The 22,130-nt window shown below is 37.3% G+C and carries 23 protein-coding genes and 1 other RNA gene; 10 read left to right on the top strand and 14 right to left on the bottom strand.

Features of this window, described 5'->3' with window-relative positions:
- Positions 1-8 precede the first annotated feature (8 nt).
- The 6 genes from H6W52_RS05985 to H6W52_RS05960 form a co-directional block, all read right to left on the bottom strand.
- Positions 9-890 carry an ORF6N domain-containing protein gene (locus H6W52_RS05985; RefSeq protein WP_116096974.1) on the bottom strand — a complete coding sequence of 294 codons (882 nt, stop codon included), beginning with the start codon at positions 888-890 and terminating at the stop codon, positions 9-11.
- The gene (locus H6W52_RS05980; RefSeq protein ID WP_185216497.1) at positions 880-2,973 is read right to left on the bottom strand and encodes a type IA DNA topoisomerase; all 2,094 of its coding nucleotides are present in this window, start codon (positions 2,971-2,973) and stop codon (positions 880-882) included. The genes H6W52_RS05985 and H6W52_RS05980 overlap by 11 nt, the downstream gene beginning before the upstream one ends.
- Before the next feature lie 6 nt (positions 2,974-2,979).
- Positions 2,980-4,440 carry a DUF3945 domain-containing protein gene (locus H6W52_RS05975; RefSeq protein ID WP_116096978.1) on the bottom strand — a complete coding sequence of 487 codons (1,461 nt, stop codon included), beginning with the start codon at positions 4,438-4,440 and terminating at the stop codon, positions 2,980-2,982.
- A gap of 85 nt (positions 4,441-4,525) precedes the next feature.
- Positions 4,526-4,834 (bottom strand): helix-turn-helix domain-containing protein, encoded by a 309-nt coding sequence (locus H6W52_RS05970; RefSeq protein ID WP_002978404.1) that lies wholly within the window; start codon positions 4,832-4,834, stop codon positions 4,526-4,528.
- Between the two features lie 12 nt (positions 4,835-4,846).
- Positions 4,847-5,200 (bottom strand): helix-turn-helix domain-containing protein, encoded by a 354-nt coding sequence (locus tag H6W52_RS05965; RefSeq protein ID WP_116096980.1) that lies wholly within the window; start codon positions 5,198-5,200, stop codon positions 4,847-4,849.
- A 250-nt stretch (positions 5,201-5,450) separates the two neighbouring features.
- Positions 5,451-6,296 (bottom strand): RteC domain-containing protein, encoded by an 846-nt coding sequence (locus H6W52_RS05960; protein ID WP_116096982.1) that lies wholly within the window; start codon positions 6,294-6,296, stop codon positions 5,451-5,453.
- 413 nt (positions 6,297-6,709) lie between these two features.
- On the opposite strand from H6W52_RS05960, the gene H6W52_RS05955 reads away from it, so the two are divergent.
- The 3 genes from H6W52_RS05955 to rpoN all read left to right on the top strand — a co-directional run bounded on the left by H6W52_RS05955 (position 6,710) and on the right by rpoN (position 8,830).
- Positions 6,710-6,925 (top strand): DUF2683 family protein, encoded by a 216-nt coding sequence (locus tag H6W52_RS05955; protein WP_123891944.1) that lies wholly within the window; start codon positions 6,710-6,712, stop codon positions 6,923-6,925.
- Positions 6,913-7,206, top strand: a complete 294-nt coding sequence (locus H6W52_RS05950; RefSeq protein WP_116096986.1) for a type II toxin-antitoxin system RelE/ParE family toxin — start codon at positions 6,913-6,915, stop codon at positions 7,204-7,206. Before H6W52_RS05955 ends, H6W52_RS05950 begins: the two co-directional genes overlap by 13 nt.
- A 160-nt stretch (positions 7,207-7,366) precedes the next feature.
- A complete protein-coding gene (rpoN, locus tag H6W52_RS05945) occupies positions 7,367-8,830 on the top strand; it encodes an RNA polymerase factor sigma-54 (protein WP_087705908.1) in 1,464 nt (487 codons plus the stop codon).
- Positions 8,831-8,878: 48 nt separating this feature from the next.
- Here rpoN and H6W52_RS05940 read toward each other — a convergent pair whose 3' ends face one another.
- The 4 genes from H6W52_RS05940 to H6W52_RS05925 all read right to left on the bottom strand — a co-directional run bounded on the left by H6W52_RS05940 (position 8,879) and on the right by H6W52_RS05925 (position 11,952).
- Positions 8,879-9,052, bottom strand: coding sequence for a bacteriocin-like protein (locus tag H6W52_RS05940; protein ID WP_157967235.1), 174 nt, complete (start codon positions 9,050-9,052; stop codon positions 8,879-8,881).
- 56 nt (positions 9,053-9,108) lie between these two features.
- Entirely contained in the window at positions 9,109-10,731 is a 1,623-nt protein-coding gene (locus H6W52_RS05935) for an AMP-binding protein (protein ID WP_116096988.1), read from the bottom strand.
- Between the two features lie 62 nt (positions 10,732-10,793).
- The gene (locus tag H6W52_RS05930; protein ID WP_116096990.1) at positions 10,794-11,468 is read right to left on the bottom strand and encodes a beta-carotene 15,15'-monooxygenase; all 675 of its coding nucleotides are present in this window, start codon (positions 11,466-11,468) and stop codon (positions 10,794-10,796) included.
- A complete protein-coding gene (locus tag H6W52_RS05925; RefSeq protein ID WP_076396001.1) occupies positions 11,461-11,952 on the bottom strand; it encodes an RNA polymerase sigma factor in 492 nt (163 codons plus the stop codon). The genes H6W52_RS05930 and H6W52_RS05925 overlap by 8 nt, the downstream gene beginning before the upstream one ends.
- A 170-nt stretch (positions 11,953-12,122) precedes the next feature.
- Between H6W52_RS05925 and rnpB the strand changes: the two genes are divergently transcribed.
- An RNA gene (gene rnpB / locus H6W52_RS05920) (RNase P RNA component class A) lies at positions 12,123-12,447 on the top strand.
- 92 nt (positions 12,448-12,539) lie between these two features.
- Here the strand turns inward: rnpB and H6W52_RS05915 are convergent.
- Positions 12,540-13,412, bottom strand: a complete 873-nt coding sequence (locus H6W52_RS05915) for a polyphosphate kinase 2 family protein (RefSeq protein ID WP_116096992.1) — start codon at positions 13,410-13,412, stop codon at positions 12,540-12,542.
- Between the two features lie 151 nt (positions 13,413-13,563).
- Complete coding sequence (locus tag H6W52_RS05910) at positions 13,564-14,046, bottom strand: DUF1573 domain-containing protein (RefSeq protein WP_116096994.1); 483 nt, start codon at positions 14,044-14,046, stop codon at positions 13,564-13,566.
- Positions 14,047-14,173: 127 nt separating this feature from the next.
- Between H6W52_RS05910 and H6W52_RS05905 the strand changes: the two genes are divergently transcribed.
- The 6 genes from H6W52_RS05905 (at position 14,174) to H6W52_RS05880 (ending at position 20,744) form a co-directional block, all read left to right on the top strand.
- Complete coding sequence (locus H6W52_RS05905) at positions 14,174-16,804, top strand: valine--tRNA ligase (RefSeq protein ID WP_116096996.1); 2,631 nt, start codon at positions 14,174-14,176, stop codon at positions 16,802-16,804.
- A 66-nt stretch (positions 16,805-16,870) separates the two neighbouring features.
- On the top strand, positions 16,871-17,506 hold the full coding sequence (locus H6W52_RS05900; RefSeq protein ID WP_116096998.1) for a DUF4241 domain-containing protein: 636 nt from the start codon (positions 16,871-16,873) through the stop codon (positions 17,504-17,506).
- 84 nt (positions 17,507-17,590) lie between these two features.
- Positions 17,591-18,481 carry a PfkB family carbohydrate kinase gene (locus tag H6W52_RS05895; protein WP_116097000.1) on the top strand — a complete coding sequence of 297 codons (891 nt, stop codon included), beginning with the start codon at positions 17,591-17,593 and terminating at the stop codon, positions 18,479-18,481.
- Between the two features lie 89 nt (positions 18,482-18,570).
- Positions 18,571-19,410 (top strand): alpha/beta fold hydrolase, encoded by an 840-nt coding sequence (locus tag H6W52_RS05890; RefSeq protein WP_116097002.1) that lies wholly within the window; start codon positions 18,571-18,573, stop codon positions 19,408-19,410.
- Between the two features lie 57 nt (positions 19,411-19,467).
- Positions 19,468-20,112: an HD domain-containing protein gene (locus tag H6W52_RS05885; RefSeq protein ID WP_116097024.1), complete on the top strand. Its 645-nt coding sequence runs from the start codon at positions 19,468-19,470 to the stop codon at positions 20,110-20,112.
- A gap of 38 nt (positions 20,113-20,150) precedes the next feature.
- Positions 20,151-20,744 carry a hypothetical protein gene (locus tag H6W52_RS05880; protein ID WP_087705891.1) on the top strand — a complete coding sequence of 198 codons (594 nt, stop codon included), beginning with the start codon at positions 20,151-20,153 and terminating at the stop codon, positions 20,742-20,744.
- Between the two features lie 51 nt (positions 20,745-20,795).
- Here the strand turns inward: H6W52_RS05880 and H6W52_RS05875 are convergent, their stop codons facing one another.
- Together H6W52_RS05875 and H6W52_RS05870 are read right to left on the bottom strand one after the other, a co-directional pair.
- Positions 20,796-21,026: a hypothetical protein gene (locus H6W52_RS05875; RefSeq protein ID WP_087705889.1), complete on the bottom strand. Its 231-nt coding sequence runs from the start codon at positions 21,024-21,026 to the stop codon at positions 20,796-20,798.
- Positions 21,027-21,218: 192 nt separating this feature from the next.
- The gene (locus tag H6W52_RS05870; RefSeq protein ID WP_116097004.1) at positions 21,219-22,109 is read right to left on the bottom strand and encodes a DUF72 domain-containing protein; all 891 of its coding nucleotides are present in this window, start codon (positions 22,107-22,109) and stop codon (positions 21,219-21,221) included.
- Between the last annotated feature and the right edge of the window lie 21 nt (positions 22,110-22,130).

Raw genomic sequence — 22,130 nt, 5'->3', positions numbered from 1 at the left:
GAATTAAATTAAGCTCTATTTAAAATTTGAAGCATCCTGCCGACTTCAATATCCATTCTTGAAAAAGCAAACCATTTTTTGCCCAGGTCTTTGAGCGATGCGCCTATGTGGTAGAGTTCTGTATGGTCAATTATCAAAAAACGGTCGTGGGCATCTGCAAAAACCTCAATATCTACCGGAGGATATTGGCTATTGTAGCGTTGTAAATCCAACCTTAGCTGATTGCTGATGTTTTTGGTAAGGATTGTAGCAGCTACATTGTTCTTACGCTTACCCAGTAAGGTAAGCACCGTATCGTCCACGTAATTATCAAGCAGGATAATGGAACTTTTGGCATTTCTGATAATATCGGAAACAAAGGTATAGGCATCAAATACCTGCCCGTTGTAGAAAATACCTTTTTCGCTGTGCAGCTTGTCACTTTCCAAAGCCTTAAAAATCTCTTCAAATTTTTGGTCGGCTTCCAGTTGCTTTAATTCGATATTATCCAAACGATGAAACAAAGAAGCATTGCTGATAAGCATACGCCGCATTTCTACAAAGGCTTCCATTATTTCAACACTCATTTTAACGGCTATATCAGACCGGAGTATGGCAGATGCCATTGCAACACCTTGTTCGGTAAAAACATAGGGCAAATAACGCCTGCCGCCGTAATTTAAACTTGAGGTTCCAAATTGGAACCTCAAGTTTTCAACTTCCTCTTCGGTCAGTTGAAAGCAGAATGATACGGGAAAACGCTCAATATTTCTTTTAACGGCTTTGTTCAGGTTCTTTGTTTCTACCTGATATAAGGCAGCGAGGTCGCTATCCAACATTACCTGTTTGCCCCGGATGGTATAAATGAGGCTCCTGATTTCTTTGGGTATGATTGACGGTTTATTTTCCATTACGCTTACTGCTTTTGTTTTTCTCAAACTCAAAGGAACTTTCGGCATTTTCTTTCAGTACGATATAAGCATCGAATTTCTTTCCGGCTTTGCTCGTCATTCCTTTTATTAATGAAGTTTTGCCTTTATTGACAAGGCTTGTTACATTTTCAATACTGATTTGTACACCGCAGACGGTGCGGAACTGTATCCAGTTACAAGCCTCATCAGGACATTTCACAATCTTATCACGGATAATAAGTTGCTGACTTTTGCATTTAGGACAGGTCAGCTTGGGTTGGTTGGTGCTTGCAATAGAGGTTTGCAGCAATTCATCGGTAATGGATTTGGCATAGGTTTCCATTTCCTTTTGGAACGTTCCGGCATCCGCTTCGTTGTTTTCGATTTTCTGCAATGCCAATTCCCATTCGGCGGTCATTGCCACGTCTGCAATCTTGCGTTCTTTGACCAACTCATAAACCTGCAATCCTTTTTCGGTAGGGATTAAAGAGCGTTTATCCCGTAGGATATAATTACGGGTAAACAGTGTTTCGATAATGGCGGCTCTTGTTGCAGGCGTACCGATACCAATATTTTTGAGGGCTTTACGCTCTTCCTCATTTTCGATTTCTTTTCCGGCAGTTTCCATAGCAGACAAAAGCCCGGCTTCGGTGTAAAGCACTGGCGGTTTGGTCTGCTTTTCCAAAACGGAGACTTCCTTTATCGCAAGTTCGTCGCCTTTATGCAGTTCGGGTAGTTCCTGCACTGGCTCTTCGCCGTCATCGGTAAAACTACCTTTTATGGAACGCCAACCCGCTTCCTGAATTTTACAGCCTTTTGCCGTAAAGTCGTAGTGCAATACCTGTAATGAAACATCGGTTATTTCCTTTACACAGGCTTGTGATATGGCTTCGAGCAATCGAAGCGCAATCATATTGTAAATCTTGTTTTCGTCTGCATTGAGTACGGACGGTACTTTGTCCGTAATCAACAAACCGTGATGGTCCGTTACACGGAGGTCATTCACGATACGTTTGTTGAACCGTCCCCATTTGATTTTGGTAAGGGCTTGTTTGCAATCCTCACGGTTCTGCAAAGCCCGCACAAGGTTTGGAATTTCAGCCCACATATCTTCAGGAATGTATTTGCTTCCGGTGCGTGGGTACGTGATAAACTTTTTTTCGTATAGGCTTTGCGCAATATTGAGCGTTGCTTCAGCAGATAATTTCAGCCTTTTATTGGCTTCCTTTTGTAAGCCAGTCAGGTCAAAAAGCAATGGCGGTTGTTCTGTAACGCTTTTGGTTTCTACCGAGGTAACGGTTGCCGTTGCGCCACGCTGAATAGCTTTAAGGGTGTCATCAGCAAGTTGCTTTTCGTCCCATTTGGTTGCGGAAATACTTTTGAAATCAACCTGGGCTTTATTGTGCATTAGTTGTATCTGCCAGTATTTCTTTACTGTGAAATTCTTATTGTCGAGATAGCGTTTGCATATCAAAGCCAGTGTGGGCGTTTGCACTCTTCCGAGCGAATAGATACCGTTTCCTGCTGCAATGCTCAATGCCTGCGTAGCATTGATGCCCACAAGCCAGTCGGCACGGCTTCTGCCTTGCGCAGCCTGATACAATCCGTCAAATGCTACTCCATCTTTCAGGTTGTCGAAGCCCTGCTTTATTGCCTTTTCGGTAAGCGAACTTATCCAAAGGCGTTCAAAAGGTTTGCTGCATTTCAGGTATTCATAAATGTACCTGAAAATGAGTTCGCCCTCACGACCTGCATCGGTAGCAACAATAATGCTGTTGCTTTTATTAAAAAGCTGCTCAATGACTTTCAGTTGCTTTAATGCGCCAGTATCGGCGGTATAGCTTTTGTCTTTTTTGACCTTGCGAACGGTCAATAAAAAAGGGCTGGGTAATATCGGCAGTGATGCCTTGTCAAATCCCGAAATGCCGTAATCTTCGGGCATTCCCAGTCCTATTAAATGACCGAATGCCCACGTAACAAAATAGCCATTACCTGTCAGGTAGCCGTCCTTTTTATCGGATGCTCCCACAAGTCCGGCTATTTCCCTTGCTACGCTTGGTTTTTCTGCAATGATTGTTTTCATACTGTATTACATTTTTCTGCCTTTGGATTTTGCAGGCTTGTTATCCTGTTGTTCCTGCTGCTTTTCATTTTTCGGTGTTTGCTGCCCGGACTTCAAAGGCTCTTGGACGTTCTTGGTCGCTTCGTTGGTCTTGCCCTCCGAATTGACGGCAGTCTGCGTTTTATGGGTTTCGGCAGGTTCTACCCGTGCTTTGTACTGACCGGGAAACTCAAAATTGGTCTTTCCGGTATCTTTGTCGAACGTGATATAACCCTTATACGGTTGGTCTTTTTTGTCTTTCAGTTCAACGTATATGGTTTGTCCGGCTTTGAACTTGTTGTACTGCTCATCATCCAGTTCTTTGCCCCTGAAAGTTCTTGGAGCTTCTTGCGGTTGGCTTTGCTGATTGCTTTGTTGGGTATTCTGTTGGTTCGTTTGCGCCTGCTGATTGTTGTTGCTTTTGTCAAACAGGAACTCAACATACCGTTTGTCCGCATTGAATTGTACAGTTGCCGAAAACTCCGTTCCTTTCGAGGAAATCATACCCTCTAAATAGAGCGGTTTGCCCTCCATCAGCGTTTGTTTTTGTTCGTCATTCAGCTTTACGCCCTTAATTTCATCGGGAATTTTTATAAACTCCGTGCGCAGTGCAACCACGTCATTGGTCAGCCTGTCAATACTTATAATGGACGGCATCAGGTCGCCTGTTTTGGAGTTTACCAAATTGACGACACGCCCCATATTACCCGTTTCGAGCAGGTTTTTCTTGTCTTCGTCCGTAAACTTGTGACCGAAAAATTCAAAGTGGAGGTTAGGTTCTCTTTTGATACCGTGTATTGCCACGATAACATTGCCGTCTTCGCCTTGCTGTAAAGACAGGCGGGCATCCGTGCGGAGGATAGAGCCCCCGAGGTTGATACCTATCGGTAAAAGCTCATTGGTTTTATAACCTCGTAACAAAGGGTCGAGCAGGTTCCTTTTTTCAAGATACTCTTTGCTCAATCCGAGGTTTTTCATTGTGTCCCAATCAATCTGCTCCGGCTTGTAGCGATATTCGCTTGTTTCCGTTGTTGTTTGTGCTGTTGCCATATTATTTTGATTTTCTTGTTTTTTATCGGGTTGGGGTTCTGCTTTCACTTCGTGTTCTTTCAGCACTTTTTCGCCCTGTGGAGTGGGCTTATCTACGTGCTTTTGCAGTTCCTGCGCTTTTTCAGCAGCAACCGAGGCAGGCACTTTGAAGAAAGTAAAGTCTGTAGGGTTCTTTAACTGGCTGAAAAAATTGGAAAAGAAGTTGGAAAAGAAATCACCGCTTTTATCCACACGCATAAACTGGTTTTGATTTTTCTTCGTGGGGTCAACGGTTTCCATTTTCCCGTTTTCGTCTATACTCTTTACTGCCTGGATTTTCATTTTCTCTTTATCCAGTACGAGTAAGATGTCCGAAAGCTGTTCGGGCATTTCCTGTTTATTAGTTGTTTCTTCGCTCATAGTCTGAAAATTTTAAAATTTCACGGTCGAATGTAAAGGAAGCCTTCACTGATTTGCTTTAAGTGGCACTCAAAGGCAGCATTTGTCACTTATTGGCATCCAGTTTGGGCAAAGGCGGGTTAAAACTTTCCCTGATGAACTGATGCACATCGGACAATTTGTAATACAGTTTTCCGCTAATCGTATAATAAGGCAGCTTGCCTATGGAGCGATACCGTTGCAGGGAACGGTTACTGATTTTCAGCATTTGCAATAAGTCCTGATTATCCAGTAACTCTTCGCCGTCTATGCTGTTACGCTTCTTTTGTAAATCGTCTATGTGGTTGCCGAGAATGTCAAGCCTGTCCATTATGCGTTCCATCCACGCCACAAATTCCATTTTGTCGATATTCATACGGGTACGCTTTTAATGATTATCTGATTTCAGTTTTCTGCCTTTTTCGATATAGCTTTTGCCTTTCGCCATAAGCTGCTCCACATATTCATCGGTGGTCTGCACAGCGTTAGCGTTGAGCATATCTTTTATAGCACCAATCGTATAGTAATACTGCCCGTACATTTTTGAAAAGGCTATCTGCCCGTTGGTACGCATACGCCACAATGTTTTTTCACTGATGTGGAGATACTGGCAGACTTCGTGGTTGTTGAGCCATAAGCTATCGTAGCTTGTATCTTCCAGTTTGAGGATATATTCGCTAATGGCTTTCAACCGTTCGTTGAGGTGCTTCCACACTTCTTCGTCAACTGTTATAATGTTCATTGCACTATTGTTTAATATTCACAGTACAAAATTCAGAAGTGTGGCAGTGTTTGTCTGCCAATGCGTACCCATTGGTTTGGCACTTTTTTTCAAATTTTTTGCAATGAGAAAAACCCTTGTTTAATAAGGGTTTTAGCGTGTTTCGGTTATTTTGTAGTAGCCTTTTGCCCATATATGCCAATTGGCATATATGGGCAAAGAAAAAGCAGTACATTTTGTGTACTGCTTTCAAACACCCGTGCTGATGTTGCTAAAGGTCTTTATCCATATACTCTTCGAGGGAAATTTTGAGCTGGTCTAAAAACACCGTTCGGGAGCCTGCCCTTGTTTTCATTCGGTGGAAAGAATGATGTATATCATTCAAGGGCGTTCGGAAGAGGATTTGGAAAATCAATGCTAATTTCCTGATGCCTATTTTCCCGTATGCAATAGATTTGGAAACATACAGGGCGTAAATCAATTCTATCAGTGCATTTTGCGAGTTCGTCCACGAAATGTCTTTGTTCCCATCACCGTTTATTGAAATGGTATCGGGATTTTTTTCAGGGTTTATTTTGGTAAGCAAGAAAGTATAAAGTAATTCATTGGCTATAATATGGGCAACTTTGTTATCGTAATAAGTAGAAAAGCTAAGGTCAATTTCAAATACACTACTTTTTAGACCATCGTGGTAATTGATTTTTCCGAGCCTGAAATAACTGTGGTCACGGTCAGTTCTGCCTGCACGATAGTACCTGTAAAAATCCTCATTGGATATGCTTTCCTTGTATTCGGATTTCAGAATTTTCAGTTGGTTTTCAAAATAACTTTGGTGTATTCTCCCTGCACTTACGGGGCAGGTAGTTTCAATACGGAACACTTTATTGTAATAAATAAGTTTTCCTAAAATCTGCGGTTTAATGTTCTTGAAAAAATGGATTTCCTGCTGTTCGTCCTTAAATCCGGTCTTTAACACTTTCATCTTTATAGTAAACAGCATTTCCTTTAGGAATAAGGTCATTTGGTATGCCTCATCCGCAGTTTGCATCATTTGAGAAGACAGCTTATCTTCCTGATGTCGAATTTCCGATAATATTTTGTTCAACACGATTTCCATAGCTTAGACGTTTAGATATTGGGACTATTAGTTTCGGAACTACATCTTTGTTGATTTGTCAAAACTTGGAAATAATATTTAAACCATTATCACAGATTGCCCCCATATTGGGAAAGATTTTTTTTAATAATACTTATAATAGGATTTGGGGAAAAACGAAAAAGGGTAAAGTATGCTTCGACTTTACCCTTTTTTTTATTAAATTTGCAGTAATGATTTACAAGGTAATCAGATGAAAGCGAGTGCAGTAAGCACCATTACTAAATCGTTACCGATGGCACTTTCGGTTCTTGTAAACTACTCTTTATTAGCCACTTTGGGCTATATTAATCTTTTTTAATAAAAACATATAGAAAAATCCTTCTGATCTTATCGGAAGGATTTTTTTATTAACTTTACCTAAAATAATGATGATGAGTACAATTACCATACATACAGAAAACGAAAATCAGATCAATCTTCTGAAAGCTCTTTTGAAAGAGCTGAAAATTAATTTTGAGATTAATAAAGAAGAAAAACTTACAGAGTGGCAGAAAAAGCAATTGCTAGAGGGTATAGATGAGGCTGATAAAGGGGATTTTGTTAATAAAGAGGATGCTAGAGAAATTTTGGATCAATGTTTCAGATAAAATGGACTCGTCAAGCATTATTATCCTTTGCTGATACCCTCAAATATTGGATTGCTCATAATTCCTCCCAAACATATTCAAAAAAATTAAGAAAAGAAGTTGAGAAAAAAGAAAAACTTATCGCAGAAAATCCGAATATAGGTTCACCCTCTGAAATTGATGATGTGAAATATGTTTTGATTGATAAAAATTTTTCAATGTATTATCGGGTCAACAAGGAGGTTATTGAAATTCTTGCGTTTTGGGATAACAGAAGAGATCCGGAAAATTTGAATGTATAAAAATTAAAAAGCCCTGAAAATCAAGCTTCAGGGCTTTTGTTGTTTATTTTAAATAGCTTATTATACCATATTGAATACAAAAATCGTGCTAAAATTTAGTTTTTTCAAAAAAAAGTGTTAAATTCGTAAAATATGTTATGTTAAAACACCAACTAGTAATATGCTAAAACAACACTTACAACTCAAATTAGGACAAAAGCTGGCTCCCCAGCAAATCCAGTTAATGAAGTTGATCCAGCTTCATACATTGGAGTTTGAAGAGGAACTTGAAAGGGAGTTAGAAGAAAATCCGGCATTGGAGATCGCAAAAGAAGAATCTAAAGAGGACGATTATTCTTCTCTGGAAGATTCATATGAAACAGAAGGTACGGAAAGCATTGAAACAGATTTTGATGTAGACCAGTATCTTTATGATGATGAACCAAGCTATAAAACATCTTCCAGTAATTATTCTTCGGACGACGAAGAATTTGATAATGAAAGTCTTTTAACAGAAGGGCAGTCTTTATACGATTACCTTTTGGAACAGATTCATCTTGCCAACATCAACAAAGAAGATTTGAAGATTGCGGAATATCTTATAGGAAATCTTGATACAGACGGATATTTAAGAAGGGAAATAAAATCTATTGTAGATGATCTTGCCTTTTCTCAGGGGATTTATACCACCAAAGAAAATGTAGAAGATATTCTTGAAAATTATGTGCAGAAGCTGGATCCGCCCGGAGTAGGAGCGAGAGGTCTTCAGGAATGTCTTTTGCTTCAGATTGAGAAAAAAGTAAGTTCGGATAAAGCGGTTTCTCTGGCTGCCAATATTCTGAGACATCAGTTTGATGCTTTAACGAACAAGCATTACAACAAAATCATTCAGAAATACGATATTGAAGAAGAAGATCTGAAGGATGCGTTAGACGAAATTTCAAAATTATCTCCAAAAGTTGGCGGAAATTTCGATACTCAGACGATTACAATCAATCAGGAAATTATTCCGGATTTTGTGATTCAGGTGAAAGACGGACAGGTTATCCCGATGCTGAACAGTAAAAATGCACCTACGCTGAGAGTTTCAGAAGAATATAAAGATATTTTATCCACTTATTCTCACGATAAAAATTCTGCCGAACACAAACAGGCTGCTTTGTTCATCAAGCAAAAATTAGATGCGGCAAAATGGTATATTGATGCCATTAATCAGCGGCAGAATACATTATTGCAAACCATTACGGCTATTGTGAAGTTTCAGAAAGATTATTTCCTTACGGGAGATGAAAAATCTTTGAGACCAATGATTCTTAAGGACATTGCCGATATTACAGGCTTCGATATTTCAACAATTTCCAGAGTGGTAAAAAGCAAATATGCAGATACACCGAACGGAATTATTTATCTGAAGGATTTATTCTCAGACAGTTTAACAAATGATGACGGAGAGGAAGTATCTACAAAAGAAATTAAAACTCATCTTCAGGAAGTAATCAGCAAAGAAAATAAGAGAAAGCCTTTAACAGACGACGCTTTGGTGGTGATCTTAAAAGAGCAGGGATACAATATCGCCAGAAGAACAATTGCAAAATATCGGGAACAGCTTAATATTCCGGTAGCAAGATTAAGAAAAGAACTCTAAAAATAACAGAAAAGCATTTCAAACCGAAATGCTTTTCTTTTTATCTGATTAAAAAGGAGTCTGTTGTACACAGGTTGAAGTACAGCAGTTGAAAACATAAGGAAGTCCCTGATTATTAACATTTAAATCATAACAAGGATCCGGACTTACAAGACAAAAGCATCTTCCGCTACCTTTTACACTTTTCAACTCTTTTCTGTTTAATTTTTTTAAATTTTTCATAGTAATTTAATTCATTTGATTTTCCTACTCTATAAGCTTTTCGGATTACGCTGTATTTAATTGTTTATTTTTTCCAGTCCCAGTTCTTTTACAGAAACTTCACGCATTTCAACCTTTCGCACTTTTCCGGAGATCGTCATCGGGAATTCGTCTACAAACTTCCAGTATTTCGGAACTTTATAATGGGCGATCCTGCCTTTGCAGTAGTTTAAAAGTTCTTCTTCTGTTACCTGAAAACCTTTTCTCACTTTCACCCACGCCATCACTTCTTCTCCGAATTTTTCGCTTGGAACTCCGATGATTTGAACATCAAGAATATTCGGATAAGTGTACAAAAAGTCTTCAATTTCTTTAGGCGAAATATTTTCACCGCCACGGATAATCAGGTCTTTAATCCTTCCGGAAATGGTAATGTAGCCTTCATCATCCATTACTGCCATATCTCCGGTATGCATCCATCTTCCTTCATCCAGAACCTTTCTGGTGTTTTCAGGATCGTTCCAGTATTTCAGCATCACAGAATAACCTCTAGTACACACTTCCCCATGTTCGCCACGCGATACAATTTTTCCGTTTTCATCAACTATTTTTATTTCCAGATGATCCTGAACGGTTCCCACCGTATTCACCTGCTTTTCAAATGGAGTTCCGATAAGAGTTTGCGTAGAAACAGGGGAGGTTTCCGTCATTCCGTAGCAGATGCTCATTTCTTTAATATTCATGAGACTTTCCACCTTTTTCATAATTTCAGGAGGACATACAGAACCAGCCATGACACCTGTTCTTAAACTTGAAAAATCAAAAGTTTCGAAATTTTTTACCGCTAATTCAGCAATAAACATGGTCGGAACTCCGTAAAGCGAAGTACATTTTTCATCGGAAACAACTTTTAAAGTAATTTCAGGATCAAAACTGTCATTCGGAATCACCATACAGGCTCCGTGAGCAGTACAGCAGATATTTCCGATCACCATTCCGAAACAGTGATAAAAGGGAACAGGAATGCAGACCCTGTCTTTTTCAGTATACTTTAATCGAATTCCGATAAAATATCCGTTGTTTAAAATATTATGATGAGAAAGAGTGACGCCTTTAGGAAAACCGGTCGTTCCTGAAGTATATTGAATATTCACAGGATCATCAAACTGAACATGCTCCTCAAAACTGTGGAGTGTATCATCAGAAATATGCTGTCCGTTATTTAAAAATTCTTCCCAGTTATCATCAAAGAAAATTTCAGATTTTAAAGTCGAGCAGAACTCTCTTGCATCGGCAATCATCTGTTTATAATCGCTGGATTTAAAAGCCAGAGATGAAAAAATATGGGACATTTCAGACTGATTGATTACAAAGATCAGCTCGCTGGTTCTGTAAGCGGGATTTATGTTCACCAAAATAACTCCGATTCTTGCGGTTGCATATTGTAAAAGAACCCATTCGTAGCGGTTCGTAGACCAGATTCCGATGCGGTCTCCGGATTTTGCTCCCAAAAAGATCAAAGCTTTTGCAACGGCTGTTGTCTGATTATAAAATTCCTGATAAGTGGCGCGGTAATTTTGATGTACGCAGATTAAAGCTTCCTGATTGGGAAATTTTTCAACGGTATGTTTAAGATTGCTTCCGATGGTTTCACCTAATAATGGAATGTCGGAACTACCGTGAACATAAGATATTGGCATAGAATAAAAGATTTGGTTAAATAAAATTAACAATAATATCTTAAATTCCTGCTTTTTTCAGTTTAAATTTCCTGCGAATCGATTTCTTTTAACTGAGTTAAATTCTTATCAAGTTTTTTAATGATAATTCCATAAACCACTCTATAATACAGCCACACCATTATTACTGTAAAAACAGTGCTTATGATGATACCGGCTACAAATCCTATAAGGGTGGAGTTGGTAATCTCTACATTCTGAGTATTTAAAATGTAAAAAACAAAGATTGTGAAAATAGAGGTGAAAGTGATTAATAACGCAATATTAATTAAAATAAACGCGTTTACTGTCTTTTTAAATGTAATGATCTGAAGGATAAATTTTTTAAGATTTTCCTCAATTTTTATAACCTTGTAATTTTGATAAAATTTAAATACAAAATATGCGGTAATGGTTAAGCTCAGAACTTTTAAGACCAGATAAATATTATCGAATGTATTTTCTAATTCCGAAGTTCTCTGTACACCGAGTTTCGTAAGAATATTAATGAAAGAGTTGGATTCCTTTCCCTGAATGATGTAGAATAATCCTATTAAAGTAAAGAATAAAAATTCGAAAACACTGATCCAGAAAATATACTTCACATAATTGCGCGATTTTTTGTTGAGCATCTGAAGGATCTCATTATAATCATATTTTTCCTGAACAGGCTGTTCCTGCCATGTTTTCTTAAAACTGTCTAAATCAAATTCAGGCATATTTTTCCATCTGTTCTTTAAGGGTTTTCTTTAATCTGTTCATTTTCACACGCGCATTTACTTCGGTAATTCCGAGGTTTTCTGCAATATCCTTATAAGGCAAATCATCCAGATACATCATCACGATTGCTCTTTCCACATTGGGAAGCGTCTTGATTACTGTATACAAAAGTGATACCTGTTGCTGTTTTTCATCATCATCTTCTACAAAATCTGCATGATTAATGTCCAGTTCATTAGTTTGCAAACTTTTGCTTTTTTTTCTGAAAAGGGTGATAGCGGTATTTAAAGCAACACGGTACATCCAAGTAGAAATTTTTGAATTTCCTTTAAATGAGTCATAACTTCTCCACAATTGTAACACAATTTCCTGAAAAAGATCTTCCTCATCCTCCAAAGAATTGGTATAAAGCCGCGAAACCTTGATAATCAATCCCTGATTATCCTTAATAAGCTGCGCAAATTCCTTTTCCTTTGAAGCCAATTGGGATGTTTAATTTTTGTAGCACGAAGATATGATATAATTTGAGAATTTGAAAATTTAAGTAATTTGAAAATGAATGAATAACATCAAACCAAAATCATTTTCTTGCAGATTAAAAATTTTCAAATTATCACATTGTCAAATTTTCAAATTATCTATCTTTGCAGCCACGAGAAAATCGGCTTGTTGATTTCCCGTTTTACGGGAGGTAGGAAAGTCCGGACACCGTAGAGCAGCAAAGCGGATAACATCCGTCACCCGCAAGGGTAGGACAAGTGCAACAGAAAGGATGTACAGTTCGGCTGTAGTGAAACCAGGTAAACTCTTTGTGGTGCAATGATAAGTATATCGGTTCTTTTCAGCAATGAAAATAGGAGTTGCTCGCTCTGAAAGCCGAGGGGTAATCAGCTAAAGTTTTGCAGCAATGTAAGGCGCAGATAAATAACAGGCACTTCTTCGGAAGAACAAAATCCGGCTTATAGATTTTCTCGTGGTTTTTTAAGAGTTGGAAGTTAGAGGCTTGAAGAAGGAAGTCTTAATGCAATCATTTAAACCTCCTTCTTCAGGCTCCCATCTTCTATTCTTACTTATTTCTCGCTTTCCAGTTGTTTTTTTGCTTCTTCTAAATCTTTACGATCCTCTTCAGACAATTTAGGATACTGCAGATTCATTTTTTCCAAAGCATCAATAATAATTTGTATCGCGGCAACTCTTGCAAACCATTTATTATCAGCCGGAAGAACATACCAAGGCGCGTAATCTTTTGAAGTCTCGTTGATTGCCGTTTCGTAGCATTCCATATATTTATCGAATAAAGCTCTCTCCGGAAGATCTGCGGCGGAAAATTTCCAGTTTTTTTCCTGTTCGTTAATTCTGTCCAGAAGTCTTTTCTTTTGCTCGTCTTTAGAAACATTCAGGAATATTTTTACAATGGTCGTTCCGTTTTGGGCAAGATGCTTTTCAAAATTTCTGATGCTTTCATAGCGGTTTTCCCAGAATTTATCATCAAAATCCTTAACAGATTTCCATGTTTTTTCGCTTAAATTATATTCAGGATGAACTTTGCAGACCAATACACTTTCATAATGAGAACGGTTAAAAATTCCGATCATGCCTTTTTGAGGTAATGCTAAATAATGTCTCCATAAAAAATCATGGGTGTATTCTTTCGAAGTGGGAGTTTTGAAGCTCGTTACATTACAGCCTTGCGGATTTACTCCCCCGAAAACGTGCTCAATCATGCTGTCTTTTCCTGCGGCATCCATCGCCTGAAGTACCACTAAAAGAGACTGGCTTCCATCCGAATACAATTTCTCCTGAAGCTCACGAAGCTTTTCTTTTTCGTTTAATAATAATTGTTCCCCTTCTTCTTTAGTAAGTTTTCCTTTGTATTCTGTTAAAGCTTTTTTAATGGAGAATTTACCTTTTACCAAAAAATCGTCTGAAAAGTTAGTGTCCATATTTATTTTTAAATTATTAAAAAGATTAAAGATTAATTTTGGTCATAATTTATCAGCTAAAAACCGTTAACCATCAACTAACCTAATATAAATGTAATAAAAAAACCGCCTCCATGAGACGGTTTCGTTTATTTTAGTAGAGATTTTACCATTATGCAGCAGTTTTAGCCGCTTTTTTTGCAGCCTTTTTCGCAGCTTTCGCAGCCGCTTTCTCTTCTTTAGCTTTAGCTTTCAATTCTTCAGGAGTCAATGGTTTTGGATCCGGAGCATTAGGATCTACGTTTCCTTTGATGTAGATTACGCTTCTGCTGTTTACAGGATCGTTAGAAAATACTTCGATCATTTTGTTAAAACCACCGTTAATTGCAGTATTGTATCCTACCTTTATTTTAGCTGATTTTCCCGGCATAATAGGATCCTGGCTGAATTCCGGAGTGGTACATCCGCAAGATGCTTTTACATTCGATAAAATAAGAGGCTTATCTCCTGTATTGGTTACCGTAAAGAATCTGATACCGTCTGAACTTGGCTTTACATTTCCGTAATCGAAAGTAGTTTTGTCAAACGTAATCGTTTGTGCAGATGCAAGAGCGAAGGTTCCGAATAATGCAATTCCTGCGATTAATTTTTTCATATTCTTGAATATTAAATATGTTGTTAGATAAATTTTGAGAAACAAAGTTAAAAATTATTTTAATTCATACTTAAAATATTTTTCTTTAGACTATTTTTGCAAATTGTAAATTAAAGTAAAAGAATTTATGCAGATTTCAGAAAAGTACAATCCACAGGAAACAGAACAAAAGTGGTACAATTACTGGTTGGAAAATAAATACTTCCATTCAGAGCCCAATGACAAGCCGCCTTACACTGTTGTAATTCCTCCGCCAAACGTGACGGGGATTTTGCACATGGGGCATATGCTTAACAATACCATTCAGGATGTGCTGGTCCGTCGTGCAAGAATGCAGGGCTTTAATGCTTGCTGGGTTCCGGGAACAGATCACGCTTCCATTGCTACGGAAGCGAAAGTGGTTGCTAAACTGAAATCTGAAGGAGTCAATAAATCTGATATTACAAGAGAAGAGTTTTTAAAACACGCATGGGAATGGACTGATAAATACGGAGGAACAATTCTTGAGCAGCTTAAAAAATTAGGATGTTCATGCGATTGGGACAGAACCCGTTTCACCATGGAGCCGAAACTTTCTCAACAGGTGATTAAATCTTTTGTTGATCTTTACAACAAAGGATTGATTTACCGTGGATACAGAATGGTAAACTGGGATCCCGAAGCAAAAACCAATATTTCCGATGAAGAAGTAATCTTTAAAGAACAGAATGGGAAATTATATTTCCTGAAATATAAAATTGAATCTTCGACAGGCTCAGATACCGATGAATATTTGTCAGTGGCGACAACGCGTCCGGAAACTATTTTCGGGGATACTGCAGTGTGTATCAATCCTAATGATGAGAGATACGCACATTTAAAAGGTAAAAAAGTAATCGTACCAATTGTTAACAGAGTAATTCCGATTATAGAGGACGAATATGTAGATATCGAATTCGGAACAGGGGCTTTGAAAATTACGCCTGCTCACGACATCAATGATTACGAAATCGGACAAAAACACAATCTTCAGATGATTGATGCTTTGGATGATGACGGAAATCTGAACGATCACGGGTTGCATTACGCCGGAAAAAACAGATTCGAGGTAAGAAAGCAGATTGCGAAAGAACTGGAAGAAAAAGATCTTTTGCTGAAAGCGGAAGATTACGTAAATAAAGTAGGAACGTCAGAAAGAACAGGCGCGGTAATTGAGCCTAAAGTTTCTGTACAGTGGTTCCTGAAAATGTCTGAAATTGCAAAACCAGCTTTGGATGTTGTAATGGATGATGAGGTTAAATTTTATCCTGAAAAGTTTAAAAATACCTACAAGCACTGGATGGAAAACATCCGCGACTGGAATATTTCCCGACAGCTTTGGTGGGGACAGCAAATTCCTGCGTTCTATTATGGTGAAGGAGAAAATGATTTCGTAGTTGCAGAAACTATCGAAGAAGCATTAGAACTTGCAAAGCAAAAAACCAACAACGATCAACTGACAAAAGAGAATTTAAAACAAGACGAAGATGCTTTAGATACATGGTTCTCTTCATGGTTGTGGCCAATGTCTGTTTTCGATGGACTGCTTGATCCTGAAAACAAAGACATCAATTATTATTACCCGACTTCAGATTTGGTTACAGGTCCGGATATTATTTTCTTCTGGGTAGCAAGAATGATTATGGCAGGGTTGGAATACAGAAAAGAATTTCCGTTTAAAAATGTTTATTTCACAGGAATTGTAAGAGATAAGCAGAGAAGAAAGATGTCTAAATCTTTAGGAAATTCACCGGATCCGTTGGAATTAATGGATAAATACGGAGCAGATGGAGTTCGTGTAGGAATTTTATTAAGTTCTGCAGCAGGAAACGACCTTCTTTTTGATGAAGATTTGATGCTTCAGGGAAGAAACTTTATGTCAAAGATCTGGAGTGCTTTCCGATTGATCAATATGTGGAACCATGAAGATAAACCGGCAAATTCAACAGAACTTCAGGCAATTGAATGGTTTGAAAATAAATTAAATAAAACAATTGCTGAGATCAACGATCAGTTTGAAAAGTTCAGAATTTCTGATGCTTTGCATTTGATTTATAAATTAATTTGGGATGATTTCTGTTCTTGGTATTTAGAAGCAATCAAACCAAACTATGGAGAAGGAATTTCTAAGGAAGTTTACAATAAAACCGTTGCTCTTTTTGAGGAGTTAATAAAATTGCTTCATCCGTTCATGCCTTTCCTGACGGAAGAATTATGGCAAACAATTTCACAACGAAACGTTGAGGATGCTTTAATTATTGCGCAGCAGAAAAAGGCAGAAAGTTTTAATGAAGATATTATTAAAAACTTTGAAATCGCTGCAGAAATTATTTCCGGCGTTAGAAATTACCGTCAGACAAAAGGAATTTCTCCAAGAGAAGGTGCTGAAATTTATACCAATGCTTCAGAATTTCCTAACGAATCCGTGATTAAGAAATTGGCGAATGTTTCAGAAATTTACTTCGGAACAAAAACGGATAAGCCGAGCTTTACATTTTTGGTAGGCGCAACAGAAATTTCAATTCCTCTAAGTGAAAATTTGGATTTGGGAGAGGAGAAAACGAAAACAGAAGAAGAATTAAAATACCTGAAAGGATTTTTGATCTCTGTAGATAAAAAGCTTTCCAACGAAAAATTTGTTGCCAACGCAAAACCGGAAATTGTTGAGGTTGAAAGGAAAAAACAAAAAGATGCGCTAGATAAAATAGCCATTCTTGAAGAGAAATTAAAAAGTTTATAATAAAAGGTTTAGGTTAAGGTTGAGCTTAGAGCTTAGCCTGAACCTTCATCTTAGTCTAAATATAACATGACACACATAGAAAACATCAAAAAACTGTTCTCCAAAAACTTCGTAGAAAGTCCATTACTGGAAAGCTTTGAAGTTGGGAAAATTTATCTTTCCAGCGGAAAACTTGTTGCCTGTGATCCTCTGATTACAAATGATATGAAGCCTTTCTCAATACCATTTCCGAAAGGAGATTTTGCAGTTCTTCTGCATAAGGAAAGAGAAAGCAATTGTGTGGCGTATGCTGAAATTATTTTCAGCCAGTCTGAAATTACAGACTGGAAACTGGCGACAACAGAAGGGCAGAACGTAAAAGATCTTACAGAGGGAGAGGTTTTCGGATATCCCGTAGAAAGCGGGATGGGCTGCTTTATGGATGTGGATACGCAGAATAGTCTTAACGATTTGGAACAGAGATTGTATCGTAATAAGGGTGTTGATTTTATGGGGATCTATGAAGAATTTTTTCATGAATATTTCTTTGATGAAAAAGGAGCAATCGATCAGTTTGCATTCCTAAAACCTTCAGAAAATCATCCGGGAACTATTTTTGCATTTGAAACAGGGTATGGTGAAGGTTTTTATGCAAGTTATATTGGATTTGATAAAAATAATAATCCTGTAAAAATCGTAACAGAATTTATTGAAATTAGTTGATTTTTCATTAATTATTTTTGAAATTCAAATTTCAAGTCATAAATTTGTTAGAATCACGAAATATTAATTCTATAAGAAACACTAATGAATTTTTCCTCAGAACAGCCAAGAATTATCGTTGTAGGAAGCTCTTCGATAGATCTTGTTTTAGAAACCGAAAAAGTTCCCTGTGAGAACGAGACGGTTATTGCCCGAAAATCCGAAAGTTACTTTGGTGGAAAAGGAGCCAATCAGGCAGTTGGTGCAGCACGTTTGGGAGCAAGCGTCTACTTTGTAGGCTGTGTTGGAATGGATCCGCTTGGTCAGCAGATTATGAGGAACATGGTGAATGAGAATGTGAACGTAGGCTTCGTTTTTGAGACGGATCGTGAAGCCACCGGAACAGCTTATGTAACCACTTCAGGCGGAAATACCGCAATTGTGGTAGTTCCTGCAGCCAATAATTATCTTAGTGTAGAACACGTTGAGGCGGCAGATAAATACTTTCATACAGCAGATCTCGTACTTCTTCAGCTTGAAGTCTCCATGAAGGTAATTGAGTATACCATAAAAAAAGCCAAGAAATATGGTAAAAAAGTAGGATTGTATGCTTCACCTGCACAGCGTCTGAGCGATGAAATTTTAAATCATGTAGATTTCATTGTGGTAAAAAGCAATGAACTTCATATTGTTTTCGGAGAAGATCAAAGAGAAGACATTCTTAAAAAATACTTTAACAAAGTTTTTGTAAGAGATGACATTAATTCTACCATCTATTTTGATGGTACAGAAATGAAATATTGCAGAAACGATAAGGATAAAACTGCGTATAAAATGGGAATGGGCGATGCTTTTACGGTAGGATTTTCTATTGCTCTGTGTCATAGAAACTCTATAGAAGAGTGTGTGAAATTCGGGAATGAAGTTTCGGCAAGAGTTTCTGAATCAAAAGGTTCCCAATGTTGCCTTCCCAGACTTTCAGATTTTATTTCATAAGCTATTTGTTACATATCGAAAGTTTTAAACTTAACATAAAATATAAAGTAAAATTTCCACTTTTATAGTGGATTTTTTCTTTTTTACCCATGAAAGAGCTAAAGCTTACAGCATCTGATGACGTTTCAATAGTTGCCCATTTATTTTCGCCTGAAAAAAGCAATCGTAAACTATTGCTTATCAATTCTGCAACCGGAGTAAAACAGCAGATTTACTTTTCATTTGCAAAGTTTTTTTCCGAAAAAGGATTTACCGTTATTACCTACGATTATCGGGGAATCGGGCTTTCGAAACCTGAAAATATGAGAGGATTTTATGCTTCGATGAGAATCTGGGGTTCCGAAGATTTTAAAGCTGTTACAGATTACATTCAGAAAAATTTTACAGATTATCGAAAGTACTGTTTAGGACATTCCGTGGGAGCTTTAATTTTAGGAATGAATAAAGATGCTGAAATGTTTGAAGAATTTTTCTTTGTAGGAACGCAGAATGCTTTTATAGGACATTTGAAATTCAAAACAAAAATAGAAGCGTATTTAGGTTTTGGAATTGCCCAGCCTTTAACCACCGCATTACTGGGCTATTTTCCGGGAAATTGGTTCGGACTCGGAGAAAGTCTTCCGAAAAATTGCGCATATGACTGGAGAACCTTAATTTTAAACAGAAAATCGACCAACAGATTGCTGGAGAAAATTGAGGATTATTCTAAAAATTTAACACAGAAAGTATTTGTAATATATGCTGAAGATGATGCATGGCTCAATGAAAAAGGGGTAAAAAGTCTGATGAACGATACCTATCCGAATCTTAAGCCAACTTACAGAGTGGTGAAAATTTCAGAATCGGAAAAAGGAGAGATCGGACACATTAATTTTTTCAGAAGTTACAATAAGAAACTGTGGAATATTATTTTAAATGAAATTTCCTGATAAAAGTTTTTTTCTTTCCGACACTTTGGTCGCCCAATATTTAAAATGATTGATATAATGAAGAATCTGATCGAAAACACGGTAGAATTTGTAAAAGAAAAACTGGAAGGTGCAGAAGCAGGACACGACTGGTTTCACATCGAAAGAGTATGGAAATTATCCAGAAAAATTGCTGAAACAGAAAATTGTAATCAGGAAGTTGTAGAACTTGCGGCTTTGCTTCACGATATTGCCGATCCCAAATTTCATAACGGAGATGAAACCCTGGCTTTAAAAGTCTCCCGAGATTTTCTGGAAAGCCAGAATGCCGAAGAGAAATTAATTGAGCAGGTTTTGTTCATTATTAAAAATATTTCCTTTAAAAACAGAGGTGAAGTTCCCAAAAATCTTCCTGTTGAACTGAAAATTGTGCAGGATGCAGACAGAATTGATGCCATCGGAGCCATCGGAATCGGAAGAACGTTCAACTTCGGAGGCTTTAAAAATAATCCGATGTATGATCCTAATGTAAAGCCTAAACTCAATATGTCTAAGGAAGAATATAAAAAATCCAACGGAACCACCATCAACCATTTTTACGAAAAACTTTTGCTGCTGAAAGATCTGATGAATACGGAAAAAGGAAAGGAAATTGCCGGAGAAAGACACGATTTTATGCTGAAATTCCTCGATCAGTTCTACAAAGAGTGGAATGTTGAATAGGATTCTTTTAAAAGTCTTTAAATAAGTATCTTTGCACTATGGTATTTATTGTTCTGGTCATTTTCTGGGCTTCTGTTTTTTCTCTTTTGCTTTCTAAGCTGAAGAAAGGGAAAGGCGCAGAATGGGCAAAATTATTCCGTATTGTTACGATCATTTTTTCGTTTTCTATTTTCACGTATTGGTTTATCAAGAAAAGCACGATAGGCATTGTAGAAAATTCTGTGGCATTACAGGTGATTAATAAACTTCCGCAGCCTCTGGATTTTTATGTTCTTACGCTTAATGACACGGAAGTAGGGAAAGTTATCGACACAAAACATCTGGGAACCATCCGTCCGGAATATTACAGAATAGAATATCTGAAAATGGATAAGTCTGATGAATATTGGGTTGTGGGATATTTAGGAAAGAAAAATCTTGTCTATTTCTCCCAGAATTCTGTCCCGAATAAGAATATCGATCAGATGATAGAAGTTCAGAATTACATCATTCAGAGTTCAAAGCTTTCCGATATGGCTAAAAAACAGATTGAAGCCTATAATCATGAAAATGTAAAGCTCGGAATCTGGATCACTTTAGATTTTCTGCTGCTGTTTCTCAACATCATGCTGCTTCTCAGAAAAAGAAAATAAAAAAATCCCAATCTTCACTAAAGGTTGGGATTTTGTATTGCTTTTAAAAGATTAAGGATAATCAAGAATAATCATGATTCTTTCTTTATGCTCTTCAGGGCAGTTCTTAATCAGCTTATCTTTATTGTGTTTACTGATTTGTTTTGGTTCCAGCCATTCCGTTACATCGGAACTCAAACTGTTGTTGTCGTACGTTCTTTTTATTTTTTCGTCTTCATAAAAAGTATACTCGTCACCGAGCCAGTTGCTCGTAATACTTATTGTACAAATTTCCTTTTCCATACTGTTATTGGTTTTTATTTGGCTGATTCATTAATGAATCTCTACTTCCCAATTTAGTAATTATAACAATATAAATGAAGGATTTACGGTAATTTTTTTTACAGGCGATAAAGTGAATTATTTATATTAAAAATGCACTTTTTGTTGTCATTATCCCACTTAATAGTGAATAAAATTAAAATTTATTAAATTCTAAAATAAACTTCCTGTACTTTCTTTTGCCATTTCGGGGATGTGAAGATCCTGTTTCCACTCTTCATTCACTTTTTTAATAAAATAAGCGGAAAGCAGCGGAGAAGCTTTTTCAATATTCTGATGTACAAAAAAATACAGATTCTGAAGTCCTTCCTTCTTCCATTTGCTGAGATGCTTCATCCAGTCATCCAGCCTTTCATAATCACTTTCTGCGTTTGCTCCAACGTAACGGATAAACGCATTTGGTGTGGTGAGACGCATATGAAGCATATCTCTTCTTCCGGCAGTATCTACAATAATGTTGGTGATGTTGTTTTCTTCAAACAGATCGCAGGTTTTATTGAGAATCTCTTCATCGGTAAACCATTCTGTATTTCTCAGCTCGATCGCGAGAGGAACTTCCTTTGGCCAGTTTTTCACGAATTTTTCCAGCCTTTCGTAATCTTTTGGTTTAAAATTATCGTGAAGCTGAAGGAACACCATTCCCAGTTTTTCATCAAAGTTTAAAACCGCCGTAGCAAACTGCGTAACGACATCGTCTATATTTAAAAGCCTTCTGAAATGGGAAACTGTATTGGTGATTTTTGGAAAAAATTTAAAATCAGCGGGAGTTTTCTCTTTCCATGTCTGTACCTGTTCCGGAGTCGGCATACCGTAAAAGGTGGCATTCAGCTCAATAGAATTAAACTGCGTTGCATAGTACGTAAGTTCATCTTTTGTTCCTTTAGGATAAAATCCTTTAAGATCTGTTTTGTTCCATTTTGCACATCCGATGGAGATATTTTCCAGTCCGTTTTTATTGCGGCTTAAAATTTCTTTCGTTCTTGGATGGTCTTTAGGTAATGTAAAATCTATTTTTGAAGGATCTTCAACTTGTCCGAATTTCATATCTGAATATTTTAGTGATTA

Source organism: Chryseobacterium sp. C2(2020) (assembly GCF_014218915.1).
Classification (GTDB): Bacteria; Bacteroidota; Bacteroidia; order Flavobacteriales; family Weeksellaceae; genus Chryseobacterium; species Chryseobacterium mucoviscidosis.
This window is presented reverse-complemented; position numbering and strand designations above follow the sequence as displayed.